The organism is Bradyrhizobium sp. 154, assembly GCF_023073875.1.
GTDB lineage: Bacteria > Pseudomonadota > Alphaproteobacteria > Rhizobiales > Xanthobacteraceae > Bradyrhizobium.
Genome location: NZ_JADPKG010000030.1, coordinates 130,540 through 149,801, shown reverse-complemented (window position 1 = coordinate 149,801; position 19,262 = coordinate 130,540). Strand labels below are relative to the sequence as shown.

The window sequence follows — 19,262 nt, the reverse complement described above, 5'->3', positions numbered from 1 at the left end:
CCATGGGCGTTAAGTTAGTTTGCCGCCGCTACCCCGGCCCGATCTCAGCCATGATCTTCCCAGTGGTCACCTGCTCGCCCTCGGCGACATCGATCGCTGCGACGATGCCGTCGATGCCGGCCTTGTGAACGTGCTCCATCTTCATCGCTTCCAGCGTGAGCACCGGCTGATCCGCGGTGACGCGATCGCCCGGCTTGGCCAGGACGGCGACGACGCGACCATTCAGGGCCGCGCGGACCTTGCCGTCACCGCCATTGCTCGCGGCAGCCTTCGGCGCGGCCAGGGTAAGATCGACGACCGCGAGATGGATGCCGCGGCGCTGGACGTAGAGCCGGTCGCCATCGCGCAGGAATTTGGCGCTGTCAATCACGCCGTCATGGCGGAAGCGGATGGCATCGGCATCGATCTGGTCGATCTCGAATCGATCTTGCCGACCATCCGTTGCGACGGCGTAGCACCCGTCGCGCTCCCGCGTGATTTCGAGCTCATGCGTGTGGCCTGCGATCTCGACTTTTGCCGGCAGCGGAAACGTTGTCGCAAGGCTCCGTCCAGTTCGCCATGACGGCGCGCACGGGTTCGTGGCGTAGAGCAGCAGGCCGGCCAGCGCCGTATCAAAGGCGGCGGCCGTCCGCGGCGCAAACAGTTCATCGCGGTGCGAGCCGATGAAGGCGGTGGTGGCCTCGCCCCGGGCAAAGCCAGGATGACGCAGGCAGGACATCAGGAATGCCTGATTGGTGGTCACGCCAAACGCCGTGAGCTGTTCGAGGCCGACGATCAACCGGCCCCTCGCCTCCTCGCGGGTCGTGCCATGGCTGATCACCTTGGCGATCATGGAATCGTAGAACGGCGGGATCTCCGCGCCTGATTGCAGCGCATGCTCGACGCGGATACCTTCCGGCACCTGCCAGCGCGCCATGCGGCCGGACTGCGGCATGAAATCGTGTGCGGCATCTTCCGAGCACAGCCGCACCTCGATGGCGTGGCCTTCGAAGCGGATATCCTGCTGCTTCACCGGCAACGGCTCGCCGCGCGCAACGCGCAGCTGCAGCTCGACGAGATCGAACCCGGTGATCGCCTCGGTCACGGGATGCTCGACCTGGAGCCGCGTGTTCATTTCCATGAAGTAGAACTCGCCGCTCTGGTCGAGCAAAAATTCCAACGTGCCGGCGCCCTCGTAGCGCAGCGCCTTCATGGCAGCGACGGCGACCTCGCCCATTTTCGCGCGCAGTTCCGGCGTCACGGCGGGCGACGGCGCCTCCTCTATCAGCTTCTGGTGCCGCCGCTGCACCGAACAATCGCGCTCGCCGAGATGGATGGCGTTGCCGTGGCTGTCGCCGAACACCTGGATTTCGATATGGCGGGGGTTCTGGATGGCCCGTTCGAGGATGACCGTGGGATCGCCGAACGCCGCCTTGGCCTCCGATCGCGCGCTGCGCAGCGCATCGGGAAAAGATGCTGCATCGGTCACGAGCCGCATGCCACGTCCGCCGCCGCCGGCGACCGCCTTGATCATCACGGGAAAGCCGATCCTTGTGGCTTCCGACAGCATCACCTCGTCACCCTGGTCGACGCCCTGATAGCCGGGCACGACGGGCACGCCGGCCTTCTTCATGATCTCCTTGGCGCCCGCCTTGTTGCCCATCGCCTCGATCGCCTGCGGCGAAGGGCCGATGAAGACGAGGCCCGCCTCCTTGCAGGCGCGCGCAAACGCCTCGTTCTCGGCGAGGAAGCCGTAACCGGGATGGACAGCGTCCGCGCCGCTCGCCTTGGCGGCGGCGATGATCGCGGGGATGTTGAGATAGGATTGCGCCGGCAGCGCCTCGCCGATCCGCACGGCTTGATCGGCTTGGCGCACATGGAGGGCGTCGCGATCGGGATCTGAATAGACCGCGACGACACCAAGGCCGAGTCGTCGCGCGCTGCGCATCACGCGCAGAGCGATCTCGCCGCGGTTGGCAATCAGGACCTTGAAAAACGGCCGGTGCTGCACTGATCCGTTCCTCATGGGCGGGCCACGGAGAATTGCATGCGCTGGGGTGTGCGTGCATCACCCTCGCGGCAGATCGCGAGCACTTCGGACAGCACTGCGCCGGTGTCGCGCGGATCGATCACGCCGTCGTCGAGCACGCGCGCGCTGGTCGAGAACACGTCCATCTGACCGTCGAACACGCCGATGATCTCAGCCTTCATGGCCTCGAGCTTGTCCTTCTCGACCGGTCTGCCGCGGCGCGCGGCAGCGGCCTCGGTCACGATCGCCATGGTTTCTGCAGCCTGCTCGCCGCCCATCACGGCGGTCTTGGCATTCGGCCAGGAGAAGCAGAAGCGCGGATGGAAACCGCGGCCGCACATGCCGTAATTGCCGGCGCCGAACGAGGCGCCGCAATAGAGGGTGATCTGCGGCACCGTCGCCGAGGTCACGGCCTGGATCATCTTCGAGCCGTGCTTGATCATGCCGGCCTCTTCGTAAGCCTTGCCGACCATGTAGCCGGTGGTGTTGTTCAGATAGAGCAGCGGCGTGCGAGTCTGGCAGCAGGCTTGGATGAAATGCGTCGCTTTGTTGGCGCCGGCGGGATCGAGCGGACCGTTGTTGGTGATGATGCCGATAGCCTGACCCTCGATGCGGGCATGGCCGCAGACCGTGGCCGGACCATAATTCGGCGCCATCTCGGTGAAATCGGAATCGTCGACGATGCGCGCGATCACCTGTTTCATGTCGACCGGGCGCTTGTGGTCCATCGGCATGATGCCGAGGAGCTCGTCCTGGTTGTAGCGCGGTGGCTTGAAGTGCAGAGCCGCTTTGCCCGGCCGGTCCCATTGCAGCGCCGCCATGATTTCGCGTGCGATGCGAAGTGCGTCGCGATCGTCCTCGGCCAGATAGTCGCCGAGGCCGGATACCTGCGTGTGCATCTCGGCGCCGCCAAGCTCCTCTTCGGTCGCGATCTCGCCCGTCGCGGCTTTCAATAGCGGCGGCCCGGCAAGGAAGGCGCGGGTGCGGCCGCGGACCATGACAATGTAGTCGGAGAGGCCGGTCTGATAGGCACCGCCGGCGGTGGATGAGCCGTGCGTCACGGTGACGACCGGCAATCCCGCTGCCGAGAGCCGCGCGAGATTGCGAAAAATGTTGCCGCCGCGGACGAAATCCTCGACGCGGTAGCGCAACAGATTGGCGCCGGCGCTTTCGACGAGCTGGACGTAAGGCAGCTTGTTCTCCAGCGCGAGTTCCTGCACCCGCAGCGTCTTGTCGAGTCCGTAAGGTTGCAGCGCACCGGCATCGATGCCGGCGTCGTTGGCACTGACCATGCAGCGGACGCCCGAGACAAAGCCGATGCCGGCAATGACGCCGCCGCCGGGCACGCTCTTGTCCGGATCCGGCACGTCGAACCTGTAGCCGGCGAGCGTCGACAGCTCGACGAACGGCGCGCCGGGATCGAGTACCAGCGCGACGCGCTCGCGCGGCAGAAGCTGGCCGCGCTTGTGGAAGCGATCTTTCGCTGCCGCCGACGCCGCCCGCGTGCGCTCTTCCAGCGCGCGCATACGGTCGATCAGCGCAAGCATGCCGTCGCGGTTGGCGTGGTAGGCTGCGCTACCGGGGGAAATGGTGTTTTCGAGAATGGACACAATTTACTCCGTCATTCCGGGGCGATGCGAAGCATCGAACCCGGAATCTCGAGGTTCTCAGGTGCGCAATTGGGCACCATGGTTCGCGCTTCGCGCGCCCCGGACCGACGTTCAGCGCTTCGTCCCAAAGATCTTCCGCGCCTCGGCGGGGCTTGCGATCTCGCGGCCGGCACGCCGGGCACAGGCAGCGACGGCTTCGATCAGCTGACCGTTCGACGTCACCTTCTTGCCGTCGGCGAGATAGAAGGTGTCTTCGAGACCGGTGCGTAGATGGCCGCCGAGCTCGGCGCAACGCTGGTGCAGCGGCCAGATCTCCTCGCGGCCGATGGCCGTGACCTGCCAATGCGCTTCGGGCCGCTTCAGCTTGAGCAGGATCGGCAACAGCTCGGGATCAGACGGCATGCCTGAGGCGACGCCCATCACGAAGTTATATTCGAGCGGCCCCTTGTACATGCCGACCTGGTGGTACATGCCGACGCAGCGGACGATGCCGACGTCGAAGCATTCGAACTCGGGAATGGTGCCGACCGCGTTCATGACATCGAGATAGTCCTTCACCTTTTCGACCGCGTTGTCGAACATCATCGGCGGCCAGGCCCAGCTGTTGTCAGCCTTGACCTTCAGATAGTTCAGCGAGCCGGCGTTGCAGGCCGCGATCTCCGGCTTCGTCTCACGAATGCAATCGAGCGCGCCTGAGTAGTTCGGCCCTGACACGCCCGAGGTGTGGTTGATGATCACGCCGGGGCAGGCCTCGCGAATCGCTTGCTGGATCTCCTTGCTGACGCTCACCTCCCAGGACGGCAAGTGGCCCTTGTTCGGCGCCTGCTGGCGCAGATGAATGTGCATGATGGACGCGCCGGCGTCGAACGCAGCCTTGGCCTCGCGCGCCATCTCTTCGGGCGTCACAGGCACGTTGTGCTGCTTCGAATCGGTCAGCACGCCGTTCAGCGCGCAGGTGATGACGGCCTTGTCGCTCATGCCTTGACGCTCATGACTTGGTGTCTCGCACGTTGAGAATTCAACGCTTCCGATCATGTGACGCGCGGCATGCGGCTTCTTGCGCGGAGAAGCTGGAAAACGACGAGCTTCGTAGGGTGGGCAAAGCGAAGCGTGCCCACCTCTTCTATCGCGATCCGGGACAGGTGGTGGGCATGGCGCATTGCACCTTTGCCCACCCTACGAGAGGGACGCTAACTCGCCTCGGCCATCCGCACCGTCTCGGTGCTGCGATAGATCGCGAGATCGCGTGAGCCGACGAAGATCGCGCGCGGCTTCAGGCCGTAGAAGCGGCGTATCGAGTGGCTGAAGTGGGTGGAATCGGGATAGCCGATGTCCTGCGCGAGATGGGCGAGGTTGAGGTCCTGGTTGGCGTAGTGCAAGAGATGCCGCGCACGCTTCCAGGCGCGGAAGGACCGGAACGAGATGCCGGTCTCTTCCTTGAACAGGTGCAGGAAGCGCGAGGCGGACAATCCCGCTTCGGCTGCGCAAGTATCGGCCGTGACCGGCTCGCCGGAGAAGCGCTCGATGCGCGCGACCGCGCGGATCACGCGCGGATCGAGCACGCGGCGCGGCAGTGCCTCGCCAAAACACATCTCGTCGAACTCGGCGGTGGTGATGTCGCCGTAGCGGCGCTGGCGAAGTAGCGCGTAGGCGGCGAGGATCTTGCGGGCATAGGCAGTCTTGTCCGGTCCCCGCAGCCGCCCGGCCAAAGCCTCGATCACACCATCCGGCATGCTCTCAGGCTCCAACGTCACGCTGATCACGCTGCGATAATCGCTGGCGATGGTGTGCCGCTGGTTGGGCAGGGTCACGATCAATTCGTCGGAGGTATGGACGTCGTCGATCGTCAGATGCAGGCTGCCCTTCACCGCGACATAGATATGGCAGCAGCCCGGGGTCCGCTTGCGGGGGCGGCCGAGCAGGCCGGCATAGAATACCCGTTCCGGCGTGATCAGCATCAAATGGTCGGATTCGCGACCTGTATCTTCCATTGGGGTCCTCCTCGCGCGGCTCTCTGGCCGCTGCGGACGGAGGTCACCTTAGCGGAAATTTGGGCGCTGTCACGATAGGATAGCGCTGTCAAAAGACACGGCCAGTCATTCCGCGGCCGTCCGCAGGACCGAACCCGGAACCCCGAGATTCTCAGGTGCGCAACGATGCGCCGTAGCTCGATGCTGCGCACCGCCACGGAATGACGGGCTGAAGCTTACGCCCGCACCCGCGGTGCGACGTTCTGCTCGACGCCTGCCCTCTGTTCCGCAGCAACCGCGCGCTTAAAGCCGTCGCGTTGCTGCAGGCGCGCCCAATAGGCTGCGACATTTGGCCCGAAATCCCTGGCCAGCCCAATATTGTCGGCAAGGCGGAGGGCATAACCAATGACAATGTCAGCGGCTGTGAAGCGGCCGGCGCACAAGGTTTCGGCATTTGCGGTGGCTGCCTCAACGGCGCGCAAGCGTCCCAGGAACCATTTCGCATAGTCTCCGGCGACCTGCGGATTGCGGCGCTCCTCCGGCTCGAGCTGGGTGTACCGGAGCACCAGCGTTTGCGGGAAGGTCAGCGTGGCATCGCTGAAATACATCCAGTTCAGGAACGCGCCGTAGGCGGGATCTTCGGGGCCGACCATCAGCGGCGTCGGACCATATTTCATGCCGAGATAGTGGCAGATGCCGGAGGATTCGGTCATCCGCGTCTCGCCGTCGATCAGGAAGGGGATCGTGCCGAGCGGATTGATGCCGAGATAATCCTTCGCGAACACCCGCGGCGGGAACGGCAGCATCTTCAATTCATAGGGCAGCCTCATCTCCTCCAGCATCCAGAGCGGGCGGAACGAGCGCGCGGCCTCGCAGTGGTAGAGCGTGATCATGACGCATTTCCTTTACTGCCGGGCAACGTGCCCATCATCTTGCAGAGGACCATCAGCATGACCTCGTCGGCACCGCCGCCGATCGAGGTCAGACGGCTGTCGCGATAGGCGCGGCTGACCGGCGTCTCGTTGGTAAAGCCCATTCCGCCCCAATATTGCAAGCAGGCGTCGGTGAGCTCACGGCCGAGTCGCCCGGCCTTCAGCTTGGCCATCGTGGCGAGCCTGGTGACGTCCTCGCCGGCGACCAGCTGCTCGGCGGCCCGATAGATCAGCGCGCGCAGCAGCTCGACCTCGGTCTGCATCTCCGCGAGCTTGAAGTGCACGACCTGATTGTCGAGGATCGACTTTCCGAACGCCTTGCGGTTGCGGGTGTATTCGATGGTCTGATCGATGATGTATTCATGCGCCTTCAGGCAGGCCGCCGCGCCCCAGAGCCGCTCCTCCTGGAACTGGATCATCTGGTAGGTGAAGCCTTTACCCTCCTCACCGATCCGGTTGCGCTTGGGCACGCGGACATCGTCGAAGAAAATCTGCGCGGTGTCTGACGAGCGCATGCCCATTTTGTCGAGTTTTCGCGCGATTGTGACGCCCTTGCTCTTCATGGGGACGCAGATCAGCGACTTGTTGCGATGGACGGGCCCCTCGCCCGTATTGGCCAGCAGGCAGATCCAATCGGCTTGCGTGCCGTTGGTAATCCACATCTTGCCGCCATTGATGACGTAATCATCGCCATCCGAGCGTGCATTGGTCTTGATCGAGGCGACGTCCGATCCTGCGCCGGGCTCGGAGACGCCGATGCAGGCGACATAGTCTCCCGAGATCGACGGCGCCAGAAACTCGTGCCGCACCTCGTCCGAGCCGAACCGCGCCAGCGCCGGCGTCGCCATGTCGGTCTGCACGCCGATGGCCATCGGGACACCGCCGCAAGTGATGGCCCCGAGCTCCTCTGCCATCATCAGCGCGTAGGAGTAGTCGAGACCTGAGCCGCCGAACTCCACGGGCTTGTTCAATCCGAGAAAGCCGAGGCTGCCCATTTTCTTGAACAGCTCATGCGCCGGAAAGATGTCGGCCTTCTCCCATTCATCGACATGAGGGTTGATCTCATTGGCGATGAATTTCTGCAAGGACCGGCGGATGTCGTCATGGTCGGTGAATAGCATGTCTTTCCCTTCGTCATTCCGGGACATCGCGGAGCGATGAGCCCGGAATCCATTCCCCTCCGGTAGTCGCTGCCCGATGGAATCCCGGCTCGCTCCGTTGCGCTCTGCGCCCCGGAATGACAGCCTCAATCACAAACCCATCTGCCTCGATGCCAGATCCTTCATGATCTCCTCGGTGCCGCCGCCAATGGCATTGACCTTGACCTCGCGGTAGATGCGCTCGGCTTTGATGCCGCGCATGAAGCCGGCGCCGCCGAAAATCTGCACCGCTTCCGAAGCGCAGAAGGCCATGGTTTGCGTCGCCTGATTCTTCATCATGCAGATTTCGGCGACCGGGCTTTCGCCCTGCTCGAGTCGCCAGGCCAGCATCTCCAGCATCGCCTGGGAGGCGGCGACCTTCTGCGCCATGTCGACGATCTTGTGGCGAATCACCTGATGCTGGGCGAGCGGCTTGCCGAAGGTCTTGCGCTCCTTGGCATAGGCAATCGCCTCATCCAGGCAGACCCGGGCGAAGGCGGTGCAGCTCGCGGCCATGCCCATGCGCTCGCTGTTGAAGTTCTGCATGATGATCTTGAAGCCCTGACCTTCCTCGCCGATCAGATTTTCGGCGGGCACGCGGCATTCGTCGAAATGCAACGTCGCGGTGTCGGAAGCCCACCAGCCCATCTTCTTCAGCTTCGTGCGCGACAGGCCGGGCCTGTTGCCCTCGATCAGTAGCAGGCTGACGCCGCCGGCGCCCTCGCTACCGGTACGCACCGCAACGGTCAGATAATCCGCACGCATCCCTGAGGTGATGAAGGTCTTCTCCCCGCTCACAACGTAGTGATCGCCGTCGCGCAGCGCCCGGGTGCGCAGGTTCGCGACATCGGAGCCGCCGCCCGGCTCGGTGATGGCGAGCGCTGAAATCTTCTCGCCAGCGAGGATTTGCGGCAGCACACGCGCCCTGATCTCGGGGCGCGCCGCGCGGGCGATCGGCGGCGAGCCGATGGTGTGGCTCATCAGGCTGGCACTGACACCGCCGGCACCAGCCTGCGCGAGCTCCTGGCTCGCCACGATCTTCATGAACTGGTCGGCGGCGATCCCGCCATATTCCTCCGGGAATCCGAGCCCCAACAGCCCGATCTCGGCCGCCTTGCGATAGAGCGCGCGCGGGAATTCGCCGGCTTCGTCCCATTCATGGGCGAAGGGCGCGATCTCCTTCTCGACGAAGCGGCGCATGACATCGCGAAAGGCGTCATGCTCCGCAGTGTAGAACGGGCTCTTCATGGCACTCTCGCCTCGTACGGATTCGCCTCGGCCAGCATGGCCGGAACTTTGTTGGTTTCACTTGCGCCAAGTGGCTGGCCGGAGAGGGCCGGTCCTCTTCAAGCGCCAGCAACTTGACGCAAGACGATTTTCGCTCCTCGCAGGCCAACTCCGGATCAAAAATATGGTGCACACAACTCCGGCTGGCCCAGCAAGGCCACGCCGGGCCTGGTGCATGGCAATAAATAACATGGCGGCGCAAGAGCGCCGAGGGAGGGATATGTGGCCGTTCGTTACTACGACTGGATCGCTCATCATGGCCGGCGCACGCCCGGCAAGGTGGCAGTCATCGACCTCGCCAGTGAGCGCCGCTTCACCTATTCGCAGCTCGATGCCCGTGTCTCGCGCCTCGCCTCATTCCTGCGCCACACGCTCAACGTCTCGCGCGGTGACCGCGTCGCGGTGCTGGCGCTGAACACCACCGATACGCTGGAGGTGCAGTTCGCCTGCGGACGGCTCGGCGCCATCTTCGTGCCGCTGAATACCCGCCTCACCGTTCCCGAACTCCAGTTCATCACGGGCGACTGCGCGCCGAAGGTGATGATCCACGACGCCGACCTGGCCGAGACGGCGCTGAGCGTGGCGAAGCTCTGCGGTGTCGCAACCAGCCTGCTGCTCGGCCCCGGCGGGTCCTATGAGGCTGGCATCGACGCCGCCAAACCGCTCGACCGCGCCGAAGAAGTCACGCTCGATGACGTCTCGACCATCATGTACACGTCGGGCACGACCGGACATCCGAAGGGCGCGACCATCACCCATGGCATGACCTTCTGGAATTGCGTCAATCTCGGCGGCCCGGCCTGCATCGGACTGTCCTCGGTGCTGCTCACCGTGCTGCCGCTGTTCCACACCGGTGGTCTCAATTGCTACACCAATCCGGTGCTGCATGCCGGCGGCACGGTGATGATCATGCGCGCCTTCGATCCCGGCACTGCGCTCGGCCTCATCAACGATCCCGCGCAGGGCATCAACGTCTTCTTCGGCGTGCCCGCGATCTACCAGTTCATGGCGCAACACCCCGCCTTCGCGACCACCGATCTCAGCCGGCTGATCGTCGGCGGTGTCGGCGGCGCGCCGATGCCGGTGGCGCTGCTGAAAGTGTGGGAAGCGCGCGGCGTCGCGCTTCAGCAGGGCTATGGCATGACCGAGACATCGCCGGCCGTGCTGGTGCTCGATCGCGAGGATGCTGCGCGCAAGGCCGGCTCCGCTGGCAAGCCGGTGCTGCACACCGAGGTCCGCATCGTGCGACCCGACGGCAGCGATGCCGATGTCGGCGAGGTCGGCGAACTCTGGGTCAAGGGGCCCAACATCACGCCCGGTTACTGGAACAGGCCGGAAGCAAACAAGACGTCGTTTACGGACGGCTGGCTGCATACGGGCGATGCCACACGCGTCGACGAAGAAGGTTTCTACTACATCGTCGACCGCTGGAAGGACATGTACATTTCCGGCGGCGAGAACGTCTATCCGGCCGAGGTCGAGAACGTCCTGCATCAGCTCAACGCCATCGCGGAAGCCGCAGTGATCGGGATTCCCGATCCGCAATGGGGCGAAGTGGGCCTTGCCATCGTTGCGGTCAAGCCGGGCCAGAAGCTGACCGAGGCCGAAGTTTTCGCACATTGCGGGGCCAACCTCGCGCGCTTCAAATGCCCGCGCCAGATCCGCTTCGTCGAGGCGCTGCCGCGCAACGCCACCGGCAAGATCCACAAGCCGACCTTGCGCAAGGAGTTCTCGGTGGCTTCCGAAGTCGACGAGAAAGTCGCCACCGCCTGACCAAAGCGCCCCCTCGTGGGCGCTTTTTCTTTTCGAAGTGCCTGCTCCAACCCACAAGAAAGCCCCAAGGAATTGCCATGAAAAACAAGAAACTCGCCCTGCTCGCCGCGGCAGCGGCACTGTCATTGCTCTCGGTACAAGGTGCCTACGCGCAAAAGAAATACGACACCGGTGCCAGCGACACCGAGATCAAGATCGGCAATGTCGAAGCCTATTCCGGTCCGGCTTCCGCCTACGGCATCATCGGCAAAACCGAGGAAGCCTATTTCAAGATGATCAACGACCAGGGTGGCATCAACGGCCGCAAGATCAACTGGATCTCCTATGATGACGGCTACTCGCCGCCCAAGACCGTCGAACAGGTTCGCAAGCTGATCGAGAGCGATGAGGTGTTCCTGGTCTTCAACGCGCTGGGCACCCCGACCCAGACGGCCGTGCAGAAATATCACAACGTCAAGAAGGTGCCGCAGCTCTTCCTTGCAACAGGCGCCAGCAAATGGAACGACCCGAAGGGTTTTCCCTGGACCATGGGCTTTCAGCCGAGCTACCGGGTCGAGGCACGGATCTTCGCTAAGTACATCTTGCAGGCGAAGCCCGATGCCAAGGTCGCGATCTTCTATGCCAATGACGATTTCGGCAAAGACTACGTCGCCGGCATCAAGGAGATCTTCGGCGAAAAAGCCTCTTCGCTGATCGTGGCGGAGGAGAGCTACGAGACCACCGAGCCGTCGATCGATTCCCACATCGTCAAGCTGAAGGGCACCGGCGCCAATGTCCTCGTCAATATCTCGACGCCGAAATTCGCGGCGCAGGCGATCAAGAAGATCGCCGAGCTTGAATGGAAACCGATGCATCTGATGACCGACGTGTCGATCTCGATCGGCGCGGTGATGAAGCCCGCCGGCCTCGATGCTTCGGAAGGCGTGCTGTCTGCGACCTATTTGAAGGACGCGTCCGACCCGCAATGGAAGGACGACGAGGGCATAAAGAAGTTCATGGCCTTCATCGACAAGTACATGCCGGGCGCCAACGTCTCCGATACCAATCTCGTCTACGGCTACGCCGCCGCGCAGACCCTGGTCCAGACGCTGAAGCAGTGCGGGGACGAGCTGACCCGGGAGAACGTGATGAAGCAGGCTGCCAGCCTGAAGGGCTTTGCGCCGGACACGCTGATCCCCGGTATCAAGGTTAACACCGGCGCCAACGATTTCGCGCCGATCGAGCAGCTCAAGATGATCCGCTTCAAGGCTGGTCAGTGGGAACTGTTCGGGGATATCATCAGCGCGGAAACGGGCGGCTAATCCGCATCAGCTCGACATGCCCAAGCAAGATAGCGGCCGAAAGGGCCGCTATCTTTGGCGCGAATGCATTCAAAGCGTGGCTACCCCGGCAGGAAGAGCGCGAAGCGCTCCTCCACCGTGCGTCGCAGATGCTTTCGATACAAAGCTTGATTGGCGTCATCGGGCGCGATCCTTCCCAAAGACGGCTCGGGGGTTTTTGAGCGCGATTCTTGCGGAATGTTGCCGTTGACGACGTGATCGACATCACCCGCCGCGACGGCAGGCACTTTCGCTATCGCGCCGACTCATCTGCGGTGGTGCATTTCGATGCATCGGCCATCGATCCCGCGACAGAGCGGTTTGAACTGGTGTTGATCACATGTTGGCCGTTCGATGCCGTCATGGCCGGTCCGGAGCGCTACATCCTGCACGCCGTCTTGATTGATCCCGACTGCTAGCTTTTCAATCCGCTCGAAGATGCTGCTAAGGTGCCGGCCCGCGATGCGTGGAGCAACCGACGGATCGCCATTCCGTCATACGGCATACCTTTCTGATGGTTGCCACTGCGGCGAACTCGCCATAGAAAAGCGTGACGCGCCACCAAAAACAAGAACAGGTGAGGTCACGCCATGGAAGCTCAGGTGTCCGCTGCGTCGGTTTCTCTCCATCGATGGTCTCCCCCACCCGACGCCGGCGACGTGGTCAAGGGCATCCATGCCATGCTGCACCCGCGCAACATCGTGCTGGTGGGCGCGACCGACAAGCCCGGCAACTATGCCGAGCGCATCTGGAACAATCTGATCAAGTACGGCTACGAGGGCGGGCTCTATCCGGTCAACGCCAGGCGCGACACCATCTGGGATGTCCCTTGCTACAAGGACTTTGCCAGTCTTCCCGAGCAGCCCGATCACGTCCTGGTGCTGGTGCCGGCGCGCTCTGCGGTGCAGGTGATCCGCGATGCCGCCGCGGCCGGCGCGCGTTCGGCCACCATCGTCACCTCGGGCTTCAGCGAGTTGCAGGACGACGACAGTCAGAAGCTCGCCGCCGAATTGCAAGCAGCCGTGCGCGAGACGGGACTTGCGGTCACGGGACCGAACTGTCTCGGCAATTTGAGTGCCGGCGAAAAGCTCTTCACCAATATCGACGATCGTATCGTCACCATGGAGCAGGGGCCGGTGGCGATCGCCGGACAATCCGGCGCCATCGTCATGGCGATCCGCCAGGCGCTGGAGGACCGGGGTGTCGGCGTCGGCTACATGGTGACGACCGGCAATGAGGCCGGGCTCGAGACGCCGGACCTGATGCGCTATTTCGCCGAGGACCCGAGCATCAAGGTGATCGTCGTCTATCTCGAAGGCGTGCGCAATACCAAGGCGTTCCGCGACGCGTGCAAGGCGGCGCGCGCCGCGAGCAAGCCCGTGATCGCGCTCAAGCTCGGCGCGTCGGAGGGCGGCCGCGCTGCGGCGATGGCGCATACCGGTGCACTCGCCGGGTCGATCGAGACATTCGATGCCATTGCAACCCGCGAAGGCGTGATTCGGGTCGGTGGGCTCGACGAGCTGATCGAGACCACCGAGTGCTTCGTCCACGCCGTGGCACCCAGAGGCGACCGGCTCGCCGCGGTCACCTTGTCCGGCGGCAAGCGCGGCATGCTGATCGACGCTTTCTATGCCGTGGGCTTGAATTTCGCGCCGCTGAGCCCCCATGTCAGCTCGGAGCTGGCAAAGATGCTCGGCCCGGGCTCGATCGTCGGCAATCCACTCGATGCAGGGTTTGCCGCCGTGGTCGATCCCTCCGTCTACATGAGGTCGATCAAGCTGATGATCGACGATCCCGATATCGACGTCGTCATCATCGACGCTGAGCTGCCGAAGGCGCCGCACGAGCTGCGCGAGCGCAATCTTCGCATCGTCAATGAGATGGCGAGCAGGGCCGCAAAGCCCGTGATCTATATCAGCGCGATGTCGATCGGCTTCACCGAGTTCACCAAGGCGCTGCGCAAATCGCTGCCGCATCTGGCGGTGATGCAGGGCATGGACCGCGCGGTGACCGCGATCAAGTCGCTGCTCGATTACGCAAAGCTGCGCAAGGAAGTTCCGGACATCGTCTCACGCTCGAAGCCGGGCGCACGTGCCGTGCTCGAGAAGACGCTGAAGTCGGCGAGCGGCGCCGCGCTCGACGAGGTTGCCTCCAAGAAGCTCCTGAAAGCATACGGCATCCCGATCTCGAAGGAGGCAATTGCGCAGACGGCGGCGGAAGCTGTGAAGATCGCCAAGCAGATCGGTTTCCCGGTTGTCGCTAAAGTCGTTAGCGCCGAGATCCTGCACAAGTCCGACATCGGTGGCGTGGTGCTGAACCTCAACAGTGCCGCCGAGGTGAAGAAGGCGTTCGCCGACATCACGGCTCGGGTGAAGAAGCTGAAGGGCAAGCCCAAGCTCGACGGCATCCTGATCGCGCAGCAGGTCAGGGCCGAGCTCGAGCTCGTTGTCGGCGCCTCGCTCGATGCCGAGATGGGGCCGGTCGTGCTGTTCGGCACCGGCGGCATCGACATTGAGCTGATGAAGGACGTCGCACTCGCCGGCGCGCCGCTGGACGAGGCCGAGGCGCGGCTTCTGATCGGTCGCACCAAGGCCGGAGTCAAGATGCGCGGCTATCGTGGCAGGCCGACGCTGCACGAGACCTCCGCAGTGAAGGCGCTCGTCGGCCTGTCCAGCCTGATCGCAGACGCCGGCGACCGGATCGCCTCGATCGACATCAACCCGTTCCTGATCAACACCAAGACGGGCGTGGCCGTCGACGCCCTCATCGTCCTGAACAACGCTGCGGCAAAGCGCGCGGCCGGGCATTGAGATGAGGTAGAGCCGGGTTAGCGGAGCGTAATCCCCGAATTTGCGCTCCTGCATGGGAGAGACGTGGCGGGTTACGCTTCGCTAACCTGCCCTACGTAACATGCGGCCAAAGTCTATCCGGGCTGCTTCCAACTTCTCCGCTTTGGCCGTAAAATCCTCCCTGCATGGCACGCGCGAGCAATCTCGTGATCGGAACGGCGACGCTGGCGGCGATCGCCGTGGCGTTCGGCGTCCTGCTCGGCGTGCAGAAATGGCGCACCATCCAAAGCCGCAGCCAGTTGCGCGTGGTGTTCGAAGGCGGCTCCGCCAGCGGACTGCGTCGCGGCGGGCCGGTCAATTTCGACGGTGTGCCTGCGGGCCAGATCTTGTCGATCAAGCTGGACAGTCCCGGCAGGATCGTGGCGCTCGTGATGCTCGACAACACCGCACCGATCCGCAAGGACACCGTCGCAGGCATCGAGTTCCAGGGTCTCACGGGCGTCGCCGCGATCTCGCTGATCGGGGGTGCCCCCTCCGCGCCGCCGGTGCCGCTGGACTTGGACGGCGTTCCCATACTGACCGCCGATCTCAGCGATGCCGAGTCCATCGTCGATGCCCTGCACAGCGTCGACCGTACGATCGTGAGCAACGCCCCTGCGATCAAGGAGGGCCTGCGCACATTCGAGAACTACACCGCCGATCTCAGGAGCAAGGGCGGCGAAGTCGACTCCGTCATGGCGAAGGTCGACAGCGCCTTCGCGGACTTCGACAAGGCCGTCACGAAGATCGAGGGCGTGGTGCCCGGCTTCGTCGACGGCAAGGCCGACGAGCTGTTCGAGAAGATACAGGGATTGCACGAGCTCGCCGACACCATGAAGAAGAAATCGGCAAGCTACCTCGAGGACATCCGCCGTTCGCTGCTCGACGTCAGCGAGACCGCCAACAAGATGGCGGGAACGCCCATGGCGCCGCGGCCGCCGCGAAGGCCTGAGCAGCAGAAGCGGTGACCTCTTCGTTATCCTTGCTGAAGGAAGGTCACCGCGACTGCTGCGACCAAGACTAATCTTGGCCAGAATGCCCGGCGAGTTGCCGTGACACTCCGACGCGAGCAACTGGCTCGCTCGTTGGCCGCCAGGCCAAGGCCCTTCCACTTAGCCGCGGCACCGCCCGATGGAAGGCCGCTTACATTCACGGCCGATCGTGTGACGTGCGCCTGTGACGGCCGATGCTCGGCGCGCCCTATACGGCTTTACAATCGTGGCGTGCCGCTGCTCCCGCAATCCCCTCACCCATACACAAACGCCGCATCGTCCAGGTCCGTCTTCGGAATCTCGTCCTTCTCGGTCCAGTAGTCCTGACTGTGCTGCCATTCTGGCTTGTCGCCGCGCTTCGGCAACAGGTCCATATTGCGTATCATGTATCCGGGGTTGAAGTTTTCCGGATCGATCCAGGGCAGGATCGGCATGTTGTGGTCTTCGGGGCGCAATCTCACCTCGACCTTCTTTGCGCCTTTGCCCTTCATATGGCTGAGCAGCCGACAGACGAAATCGGCGACAAGGTCGACGCGCAGCGTCCAGCTCGCGCGGAAATAGCCGAACACCCAGACCATGTTCGGCACACCCGTGAACATCATGCCGCGATAGGTGACGGTGTCGCCGAAGGCGAGCGGCTTGCCGTCGATCTCGAAGGCGATGTCGCCCAGGGCGGCCAGGTTGAAGCCGGTCGCGGTGACGATGACGTCGGCTTCGAGCAGCTTGCCGGATTTGAGCTGGATGCCGTTCTCGGCGAAGCACTCGATCTCGTCGGTAACGACCGAGGCCTTGCCGCTGGCAATCCCCTTGAACAGATCGGCATCCGGCACGAAGGCGATGCGCTGCCGCCACGGCCGGTACTTTGGCGTGAAATGGGTCTCGACGTCGTAGTCGGGGCCGAGGACCGCGCTGATTTGACCGATCAGCTCCTTCTTCACCTGCTCCGGCTTGGAGACGCAAAGCTTGGTGAATGCATCCTGCTCGAACAGAATCTTGCGCCGGACGATCTCATGAATCCATTCCTCGTCGACTTGAAGCCTGCGCAGCTCCTCCGCGATTTCGATGGCGTTGCGACCGAGCCGGAAATAGGTCGGCGAGCGCTGCAGCATCGTGACATGCGCGCACTTGTCCGCGATGTTCGGAACAAGTGTTGCCGCGGTCGCGCCGGAGCCGATCACGATCACCTTCTTGCCCGTGAGATCGACGTCGTCGGGCCATGTCTGCGGATGGACGATGCGGCCCTTGAACCGGTCCATCCCCTTCCATTCTGGCGTGTAACCCTCCGAATGCCGGTAATAGCCCTGGCACATCCAGAGGAAGTTTGCGGTGAAGGTCTTCGGCTCGCCGGTGTCGGTCGCTACCGCCTCGATGGTCCAGAGACTTTGCTCACTCGACCAGCTCGCGGAATTGATCTTGTGCTTGTAGCGAATGTGCTTCGCGAGATCGTTCTCTTCGATCACCTCGTTCATGTAGGCGAGGATCTCTTCGGCGGTCGCGATCGGCGGTCCGACCCAGGGCTTGAAGCGATAGCCGAAGGTGTGGAGATCGCTGTCCGAACGGATACCGGGATAACGATGTGTGATCCATGTGCCGCCGAAGCTCGCCTGCGTCTCCAGAATGACGAAGCTCGTGCCCGGAAGCTGCTTGGTGAGATGATAGGCGCTGCCGATGCCGGAGATGCCGGCGCCGACGATCAGCACGTCGAAATGTTCGGAAGCTTGCTTGGTAGCGGTGTGACCGCGAACAGCGACATTCATTGTTGCTTGTTGCCTTGCTCGTTTTTCGTGGCCGGCCTTGACTGGACGGCGCGTTTCCTCCGCGACAGGCAGTGTCGCCCATCGCGCTTCCGTTTCAACATGACATAGATCCGGTCGCGGTCAAATCACAGTGCCGCACCCCAGCTCCGTGCGGTCTGCAAGATCCAATCCCGGTAGAGCGTGAGCGGAGTGACCCCGGTCAACCCGCCGCAACCTGCGGCGCCGTTCGGCCCGGTCGACCAACTGACGACGCCAACGAGCACGGCACCGTTCGGCTTGTCCTCGAACACCGGTCCGCCGGAATCGCCGGTACAAGCGCCGATTCCGTCACGAACACCGTTGGTTAGGGGATCAACTAGCCGGATCTGCAGCGTGCCGGGCTGGCCGGTGGCGACCAGCGCAGCCACACGCGTAATGCCACCGCTCTTGCCATCACCGCGAACTGTGACGCCGACGCCGGCGATGGTAAAGCGGCTGCCGACGCGGATTGGAATATCCGGTGCACCGACCGGCACCGTCGATTTTCCCTTCAGTGGAATTTCCAGTTGCAGCAGTGCCACGTCGGCGGTCGCCCGATGCGCCTGCATCGCCTGCATGTTGAAATTCGGATGGATCGCGACAGAACGGACGTTCAGCAATTGCGGCTGGCCGTCGCCGCCGCGATCGACAATCTTGTAGTCCGCGCCGGGCTGCACGCAGTGAGCGACCGTCAGCACCAGCTTCGGTGCAATCAGGCTGCCGGTGCAAAAATTGCCGCGCGAGCCAACGATGGTGACGATGGCGCGCGCGACACCCTCCGCTTGCGGCGTGCCGCCGCCGACGATGGCGCGAGCAGGCGTGGCGAGCAGCAGAATGGCGGTGATGAATGTCGCAATTGTCTTCATGGGAACACGTCTGGCAGGCCCTTCGGTCAAGGGGCGGAGTTTGCTTCAGGCTGGCCCTTGCCGATAGCGCGTGCTAGCCGTCTTGTCAGCCATCCTGGCACTGAATTGACGAGGACGGGACCTTGACGATCGAGGCTGTGATCTTTGATTTTGGCGGCGTGTTGACGAGCTCACCGTTCGAGGCGTTCGCCCGGTTCGAGACCGAGCGTGGCCTGCCCATCGACATCATACGGCGCACCAACGCCGCCAACCATCTGGAAAATGCCTGGGCCAAGTTTGAACGCGCCGAGGTGGATATCGACACGTTCGATCTTTTGTTCGCCGAGGAATCACGAGCGCTTGGCGCAGAAGTGCGCGGGCGCGACGTGCTGCCGCTGCTCCAGGGCGATCTGCGTCCCGAGATGGTCGAGGCGCTGAAGCGCATCAAGGCGCAATTCAAGACCGGCTGCATCACCAACAACCTGCCGGCCAACGCCATCGGCAGCCTGACGGGACGCACGCTCTACATTGCCGAGGTGATGGCACTGTTCGATCACGTCATCGAGTCCGCCAAAATCGGCCTGCGCAAACCCGATCCACGCATCTACCGGCTGATGGTCGAGACGCTGAAGGTTGATCCCAACAATTGCGTTTATCTCGACGATCTCGGCGTCAATCTCAAGCCGGCTCGCGAGATGGGCATGACCACGATCAAGGTCACCAGCGGGGCCCAGGCCATCGCCGAGCTCGAGGTCGCGACGGGGTTGAAGCTCTGCTAGTCCAA

General features: G+C 63.3%; 14 protein-coding genes and 2 pseudogenes. 6 read left to right on the top strand and 10 right to left on the bottom strand.

The genetic code is table 11. The annotated features are described in order from the left end of the window. Nucleotides 1-28: 28 nt before the first annotated feature. From IVA92_RS06280 to IVA92_RS06250, 7 genes are all read right to left on the bottom strand, one after another. Entirely contained in the window at nt 29-2,005 is a 1,977-nt protein-coding gene (locus tag IVA92_RS06280) for an acetyl-CoA carboxylase biotin carboxylase subunit (protein WP_247281928.1), read from the bottom strand. Further along, on the bottom strand, nt 2,002-3,618 hold the full coding sequence (locus tag IVA92_RS06275) for an acyl-CoA carboxylase subunit beta (protein WP_247281929.1): 1,617 nt from the start codon (nt 3,616-3,618) through the stop codon (nt 2,002-2,004). The genes IVA92_RS06280 and IVA92_RS06275 overlap by 4 nt, the downstream gene beginning before the upstream one ends. A 111-nt stretch (nt 3,619-3,729) precedes the next feature. After that, a complete protein-coding gene (locus IVA92_RS06270; RefSeq protein ID WP_247281930.1) occupies nt 3,730-4,596 on the bottom strand; it encodes a 3-keto-5-aminohexanoate cleavage protein in 867 nt (288 codons plus the stop codon). Between the two features lie 212 nt (nt 4,597-4,808). Beyond that, nucleotides 4,809-5,609, bottom strand: coding sequence for an AraC family transcriptional regulator (locus IVA92_RS06265; RefSeq protein ID WP_247281931.1), 801 nt, complete (start codon nt 5,607-5,609; stop codon nt 4,809-4,811). 215 nt (nt 5,610-5,824) lie between these two features. Beyond that, nucleotides 5,825-6,481: a glutathione S-transferase family protein gene (locus IVA92_RS06260; RefSeq protein ID WP_247281932.1), complete on the bottom strand. Its 657-nt coding sequence runs from the start codon at nt 6,479-6,481 to the stop codon at nt 5,825-5,827. After that, nucleotides 6,478-7,641, bottom strand: coding sequence for an acyl-CoA dehydrogenase family protein (locus IVA92_RS06255; RefSeq protein WP_247281933.1), 1,164 nt, complete (start codon nt 7,639-7,641; stop codon nt 6,478-6,480). The genes IVA92_RS06260 and IVA92_RS06255 overlap by 4 nt, the downstream gene beginning before the upstream one ends. 129 nt (nt 7,642-7,770) lie before the next feature. After that, nucleotides 7,771-8,907, bottom strand: coding sequence for an acyl-CoA dehydrogenase family protein (locus IVA92_RS06250; RefSeq protein ID WP_247281934.1), 1,137 nt, complete (start codon nt 8,905-8,907; stop codon nt 7,771-7,773). Nucleotides 8,908-9,168: 261 nt separating this feature from the next. Between IVA92_RS06250 and IVA92_RS06245 the strand changes: the two genes are divergently transcribed. Then, a complete protein-coding gene (locus IVA92_RS06245; RefSeq protein WP_247281935.1) occupies nt 9,169-10,719 on the top strand; it encodes a long-chain fatty acid--CoA ligase in 1,551 nt (516 codons plus the stop codon). Nucleotides 10,720-10,796: 77 nt separating this feature from the next. After that, on the top strand, nt 10,797-12,020 hold the full coding sequence (locus tag IVA92_RS06240; protein WP_247281936.1) for an ABC transporter substrate-binding protein: 1,224 nt from the start codon (nt 10,797-10,799) through the stop codon (nt 12,018-12,020). Nucleotides 12,021-12,100: 80 nt separating this feature from the next. On the opposite strand, the pseudogene IVA92_RS06235 reads toward IVA92_RS06240, so the two are convergent. Beyond that, nucleotides 12,101-12,208, bottom strand: a pseudogene (locus IVA92_RS06235) (transcriptional regulator); the annotation flags it as partial. A 15-nt stretch (nt 12,209-12,223) separates the two neighbouring features. Between IVA92_RS06235 and IVA92_RS06230 the strand changes: the two are divergent. The 3 genes and pseudogenes from IVA92_RS06230 to IVA92_RS06220 all read left to right on the top strand — a co-directional run. Continuing rightward, a pseudogene (locus IVA92_RS06230) lies at nt 12,224-12,457 on the top strand (sortase); the annotation flags it as partial. Between the two features lie 171 nt (nt 12,458-12,628). Further along, complete coding sequence (locus IVA92_RS06225; protein WP_247281937.1) at nt 12,629-14,848, top strand: acetate--CoA ligase family protein; 2,220 nt, start codon at nt 12,629-12,631, stop codon at nt 14,846-14,848. A 164-nt stretch (nt 14,849-15,012) separates the two neighbouring features. Further along, nucleotides 15,013-15,834, top strand: a complete 822-nt coding sequence (locus tag IVA92_RS06220) for an MlaD family protein (RefSeq protein ID WP_247281938.1) — start codon at nt 15,013-15,015, stop codon at nt 15,832-15,834. Between the two features lie 278 nt (nt 15,835-16,112). On the opposite strand, the gene IVA92_RS06215 is transcribed toward IVA92_RS06220, so the two are convergent. Together IVA92_RS06215 and IVA92_RS06210 are read right to left on the bottom strand one after the other, a co-directional pair. Beyond that, nucleotides 16,113-17,615, bottom strand: a complete 1,503-nt coding sequence (locus IVA92_RS06215; RefSeq protein ID WP_247281939.1) for an NAD(P)/FAD-dependent oxidoreductase — start codon at nt 17,613-17,615, stop codon at nt 16,113-16,115. A 125-nt stretch (nt 17,616-17,740) separates the two neighbouring features. After that, complete coding sequence (locus IVA92_RS06210; RefSeq protein ID WP_247281940.1) at nt 17,741-18,499, bottom strand: trypsin-like serine protease; 759 nt, start codon at nt 18,497-18,499, stop codon at nt 17,741-17,743. A 122-nt stretch (nt 18,500-18,621) separates the two neighbouring features. Here IVA92_RS06210 and IVA92_RS06205 point away from each other — a divergent pair, with 122 nt between their 5' ends. Continuing rightward, nucleotides 18,622-19,257 carry an HAD-IA family hydrolase gene (locus IVA92_RS06205; protein ID WP_247281941.1) on the top strand — a complete coding sequence of 212 codons (636 nt, stop codon included), beginning with the start codon at nt 18,622-18,624 and terminating at the stop codon, nt 19,255-19,257. Nucleotides 19,258-19,262 lie beyond the last annotated feature (5 nt).

Excerpts from the sequence above, each read along its gene's own strand:
- IVA92_RS06240 (WP_247281936.1), top strand. The coding sequence starts at position 10,797 with ATGAAAAACAAGAAACTCGCCCTGCTCGCCGCGGCAGCGGCACTGTCA.
- IVA92_RS06280 (WP_247281928.1), bottom strand. The coding sequence starts at position 2,005 with ATGAGGAACGGATCAGTGCAGCACCGGCCGTTTTTCAAGGTCCTGATT.
- IVA92_RS06220 (WP_247281938.1), top strand. The coding sequence starts at position 15,013 with ATGGCACGCGCGAGCAATCTCGTGATCGGAACGGCGACGCTGGCGGCG.
- IVA92_RS06270 (WP_247281930.1), bottom strand. The coding sequence starts at position 4,596 with ATGAGCGACAAGGCCGTCATCACCTGCGCGCTGAACGGCGTGCTGACC.
- IVA92_RS06265 (WP_247281931.1), bottom strand. The coding sequence starts at position 5,609 with ATGGAAGATACAGGTCGCGAATCCGACCATTTGATGCTGATCACGCCG.
- IVA92_RS06210 (WP_247281940.1), bottom strand. The coding sequence starts at position 18,499 with ATGAAGACAATTGCGACATTCATCACCGCCATTCTGCTGCTCGCCACG.
- IVA92_RS06255 (WP_247281933.1), bottom strand. The coding sequence starts at position 7,641 with ATGCTATTCACCGACCATGACGACATCCGCCGGTCCTTGCAGAAATTC.
- IVA92_RS06260 (WP_247281932.1), bottom strand. The coding sequence starts at position 6,481 with ATGATCACGCTCTACCACTGCGAGGCCGCGCGCTCGTTCCGCCCGCTC.
- IVA92_RS06250 (WP_247281934.1), bottom strand. The coding sequence starts at position 8,907 with ATGAAGAGCCCGTTCTACACTGCGGAGCATGACGCCTTTCGCGATGTC.
- IVA92_RS06215 (WP_247281939.1), bottom strand. The coding sequence starts at position 17,615 with ATGAATGTCGCTGTTCGCGGTCACACCGCTACCAAGCAAGCTTCCGAA.
- IVA92_RS06225 (WP_247281937.1), top strand. The coding sequence starts at position 12,629 with ATGGAAGCTCAGGTGTCCGCTGCGTCGGTTTCTCTCCATCGATGGTCT.